The organism is Mesorhizobium sp. M1E.F.Ca.ET.063.01.1.1 (assembly GCF_003998155.1).
GTDB lineage: Bacteria > Pseudomonadota > Alphaproteobacteria > Rhizobiales > Rhizobiaceae > Mesorhizobium.
In genome coordinates, this window is sequence record NZ_RZSC01000551.1 from 1 (window position 1) to 4,108 (window position 4,108).

General features: G+C 64.6%; 7 protein-coding genes. 3 read left to right on the plus strand and 4 right to left on the minus strand.

The genetic code is table 11. The features are described from left to right. The 3 genes from minE to minC all read right to left on the minus strand — a co-directional run. A partial coding sequence (gene minE / locus EOA29_RS27685; protein WP_127221884.1) for a cell division topological specificity factor MinE occupies nt 1-161 on the minus strand: 161 nt, incomplete at its 3' end. Then, the gene (gene minD, locus EOA29_RS27690) at nt 158-973 is read right to left on the minus strand and encodes a septum site-determining protein MinD (RefSeq protein WP_126095975.1); all 816 of its coding nucleotides are present in this window, start codon (nt 971-973) and stop codon (nt 158-160) included. The genes minE and minD, both read right to left, overlap by 4 nt. A gap of 109 nt (nt 974-1,082) precedes the next feature. After that, nucleotides 1,083-1,961: a septum site-determining protein MinC gene (minC, locus tag EOA29_RS27695; RefSeq protein WP_126094727.1), complete on the minus strand. Its 879-nt coding sequence runs from the start codon at nt 1,959-1,961 to the stop codon at nt 1,083-1,085. Between the two features lie 267 nt (nt 1,962-2,228). Here minC and EOA29_RS27700 point away from each other — a divergent pair, with 267 nt between their 5' ends. After that, nucleotides 2,229-2,711, plus strand: coding sequence for a hypothetical protein (locus EOA29_RS27700; RefSeq protein WP_126094728.1), 483 nt, complete (start codon nt 2,229-2,231; stop codon nt 2,709-2,711). A gap of 39 nt (nt 2,712-2,750) precedes the next feature. On the opposite strand, the gene EOA29_RS27705 is transcribed toward EOA29_RS27700, so the two are convergent. After that, a complete protein-coding gene (locus tag EOA29_RS27705; protein ID WP_126094729.1) occupies nt 2,751-3,182 on the minus strand; it encodes a nuclear transport factor 2 family protein in 432 nt (143 codons plus the stop codon). A gap of 371 nt (nt 3,183-3,553) precedes the next feature. Between EOA29_RS27705 and EOA29_RS27710 the strand changes: the two genes are divergently transcribed. Both EOA29_RS27710 and EOA29_RS43290 read left to right on the plus strand, forming a co-directional pair. Beyond that, on the plus strand, nt 3,554-3,763 hold the full coding sequence (locus tag EOA29_RS27710) for a cold-shock protein (protein ID WP_126094730.1): 210 nt from the start codon (nt 3,554-3,556) through the stop codon (nt 3,761-3,763). Nucleotides 3,764-3,896: 133 nt separating this feature from the next. Further along, nucleotides 3,897-4,085, plus strand: a complete 189-nt coding sequence (locus EOA29_RS43290; RefSeq protein WP_126094731.1) for a hypothetical protein — start codon at nt 3,897-3,899, stop codon at nt 4,083-4,085. Nucleotides 4,086-4,108: the final 23 nt, after the last annotated feature.

Below are 4,108 nucleotides of genomic sequence, written 5' to 3' on the forward strand. Positions count from 1 at the left end.
ATCTGCACGTGCTTTGCGATGACCGCCATGATCTCCTCGCGCAGGATGGAGACGAGGTCCGGCTGGCCGCGGCTCTGGCGCTCATAGGCGAGCAGGAGCTGCAGCCGCTCGCGCGCCACCGGGGCGCTGGTGCGCCGCTTGAAGAGGTCGAGGATGCTCATGCCGCCCTCCTTCCGAGCAGCCGGTCGAGGAAGCCCTTGCGTTCGAAGGGGACGACCACCGGCAGGTCCTCGCCTTCCAGGCGTCTTGCCGCTTCGAGATAAGCCTTGGCGGCGGAATTGATCGGCTCCGAGAGCGTGACCGGCGAGCCGAGGTTCGAGGCGCGAAGCACGTCCTGGCTTTCCGGGATGATACCGAGCAGCGGCGTCGACAGGATCTCCAGCACGTCGTCGATCGACAGCATCTCGCCGCGCGAGGCGCGGGCGGCATCGTAGCGGGTCACAAGAACGTGCTTCTGGATCAGCTCGCCCTGCTCGGCCTTCATGGTGCGCGCGTCGAGCAGGCCGATGATGCGGTCGGAGTCGCGCACCGACGACACTTCCGGGTTGGTGACGATGACCGCCTCGTCGGCGAAGCGCATGGCAAGCTGGGCGCCGCGCTCGATGCCGGCCGGGCTGTCGCAGAAGACGTAGTCGAAGACCGAGCGCAGGCGAGCGATGACTTCGGCGACGCCCTCCTCGGTCAGCGCGTCCTTGTCGCGCGTCTGCGATGCCGGCAGCAGGTAGAGCGTCTCCAGCCGCTTGTCGCGGATCAGCGCCTGCGAGAGCTTTGCCGAGCCCTGGATGACATTGACGAGGTCGAACACCACGCGGCGCTCGGCACCCATGATCAGGTCGAGGTTGCGCAAGCCGACGTCGAAATCGACGAGCGCCACCTTCTTGCCGGTCTTGGCCACGGCAGCGCCGAGCGCGGCCGTCGAGGTCGTCTTTCCGACGCCCCCCTTGCCCGAAGTGACCACGACTACCTTGCCCATATTCATCCAGCCTCCGTTGGCGTTTGTTATGTGACCGTGCAAGGCACGGCGGATTCTTTAATCAGCCTCGCACGCGAAACCGGTCCGAAGCTTGCCGCACCTAAAAAACTCAGCCGAGCGGCACCACGCACAGCGCATCGTTGTCGAGGAAGGCCTGCACGGCCTTGCCGCGCGACACGCCCTCCATCTCCTCGGCCGTGGTGTACCAGCCGTCGACGGCGAGCAGCTCGGCCTCGTTCTTGCGGCAGAAGATGCGCGCCGAAATGTTGCCTTCCGAGCCGGCGACCGCCCGGCCGCGCAGCGTGCCGTAGACATGGATCGAGCCGCCGGCGACGATCTCCGAACCGGATGCGACCGAGCCCAGCACGATGACGTCGCCATGCGGGTGGAAGACCGATTGTCCCGAGCGGATCGGCGCCTTGATCATCAGCGTGCCGGCGGAAGGTTCGTGCCGCGCCGGCTCAGCGCCCTGCCCCGACCTCGCCGGTTCGGGTTTGGCTGCTTCGACGGCTTCAGCGTTCTCAGCATCGAGCTTGGCCAGCCCGGTGTCTGCAAATTCTTCCTGCGGTGCCCTAACCTGGCCCGGCTGCATGTCCTCGACGGCGGCCGTCTCGACCGTGATCTCTTCCGCCTTCGCCTTGCGCGCGGCCCTGCCCAGCAGCCCCTCGGCGGTGGCCTCCTTGGCGCCGGCGAGCAGCGGCGGCAGTTCGTGGCCGAGCTCGGCGCCTTCGAGCTCGATGGCATAGACGCGGATGCCGCGCCGCGCCAGCGTGCCGACAAGTGCGGCGATCTCCTCCGGCCCCGGCTTCAAGGTGTTCAGATCCAGCACCACCGGCCGGCCGGCAAAGTAGCCCGGCGAATTGCCGATCCAGTGGTCGAGCCCCTCCAGCCAGTCGTCGATCGGCGCCTCCGGCGTCAGCGTGAAAGCGACGAATGAGCGGGCGCGGAAGCGGATGGATTTGTTGTGCAAAGGGGCGGCGAAGGTCACGGCCAGACGAATCCTTACTCAATGGTTAAAGGGTGCCGGGTGAATGGTTAACAAAAGGTTAATTTTGCGGGTGCGGGCCGTTAAGGAACTGGCGCGGCTGACTTCTGTGGCTGGGCGGTCACACGGCCCGCCTGCGCGCCGCGGCCCGCCCAGGACCAGGCCCGGACGAGCCGGGCATGTGAAGTTCCTAATATACGAAGCGATGCTCCACCGGCAGCATCCGGCACGGTTAATTTTCCATTTCCTCCAGAGCAAGGGGACCGGGGCATGCGCAGCAATCAAGCAAGCAGCGAGCGGGCAGGCAGCAGGCGCGCTGGCATTAAGTGGGCAGGCTGGGCAGGCGCAGCAATCGGCGCGCTGTTGCTGCTTGCAGGATGCTCGTCATTCCGCGGCAGGGACACATACCAGACGAGCGCCCTCGCCGCGTATCAGAAGAATGGCATAGATCAATGGCTGACGACGGAGAACGCCAACGAGGTGGTCAACGCGATGGCGGCGAAAGGAATGATCCCGGCGACCATCGACTGCCGGTTCGCCGACGCCACGCCGGGCCAAGTAGCCTACGTATCGAAATTCACCTGGAAGCGGGCGCCTGCAAACACACGCTACCACTGGGAAGTCGGCGACCCGACCTACCTCGCGAGCAAGGAAGTGAGAGCCAACAGGGTTGGTCTGAGGCGGGTGTTTGCGAAAGCGGTGCGGGATGCGGCCACGGGGCAGAAGATTGGGTGCTCGATCTGGGTGGGTTAGGGGTGCTGCGGGCGGAATAAGCGGCGCCAGCGGTTGGGCTCACGGGCCTGCCTTGCTGCTGGTCCCCTTTGGACGGCGGCCGGAGAGGGCTTCGACCGCCTCTTCGATGCCGACCAGCTGCCGTTCGACATCCTCCAGGTACAGCCGCCCGGCAACGATCTTGCCGTCGATGATCTCGAACAGCGTGACCCCGCGCACCTCGAACGGCTGGCCGTCGCGGCGGGTGCCCGACCAATGCCATTCGCTCCAGGTCGTGCCACCGTCTTGGACCGACCGCGCGACCGTGGCGCGGAAGTCGGGTATTCCCGCGAACATGGCCTCCCAGTTGGCACGCATCTGTTCCCGCCCAACGAAGGCCCTGCCCGGGTGCACCGGCTGCACGCTGCGATAGTTCTCGTGGATGAGAGCGGTGACGGCATCGAGGTCGTGTGCGTTCATGGCGCTGACGAGTTGTTCGATCACTTCACTCATCGAATAGCCCCGGACTCATGAGCCGCGCCGATCCAGAGGCCGATGGGCCTAGCCAGGCGATCGGTTTCTCGGAATTCTAGCTGGCTGGTCCGGAGCCGTCCACGATTGCCACGCACCGAAATCAACAGCTTTGGCAAGAGCAAGCGCCATCCGTCGCCTAAGGCCGCCAGGACAAAGGCCATCGATAATATTGTTTGTCAGCGCCTTGCCGCAGCTTGTTCAAGCGCTATGTCTTTCAAATCGATCTTGTTGAACGAATGTTGTTTCCGCGCCGCGGCGCCCTGACGATCTTCCCTCTCAATTTCGAAGACTGCGACGTTTGGCATAACGCCAGACGGCGATGATTTGCGTCGATTTGGAAGGAAAATCGTATGGCAACCGGAACAGTGAAGTTTTTCAACGCCACCAAAGGCTTCGGCTTCATCGAACAGGGCAATGGGCAGCCGGACGTGTTCGTCCATATTTCCGCCGTCGAGCGCGCCGGAATGCGTTCGCTCGCGGAGGGCCAGAAGGTGAGCTTCGACATCGTGAAGGACCAGCGGAACGGCAAGAGCTCCGCGGAGAACCTGCAGGCGGCCTGATGCGGTGCATCCATGGCCTTTGACCGCGGATGTACCGGCATTGGCCTTGGAGCACTTTGGGGGAGCATTTTGGGGAGCATCTGGAGAGGGTCGGGCTTGCCCGGCCTTCTTCGTATCAAACAGCGAGGAGACCATGGCCGAAACGAGTTTGTTCAAGCCGAAGGCGGACGCCAAGAGCGAAGCCACCACGAACACGGCGCGCGCGATCATCGAGCGGGAAGCGGCGGCCCGGCAGGCAAAGACGGAACGGCTTCGCGCGGCAAGGCTCGCGCGCGGGGCGGTTGAAGCGCCGCCGAAGAAAAAGCAGGCCGGGCGAAAATAGCGACAGCGGCACCGGGCATATTC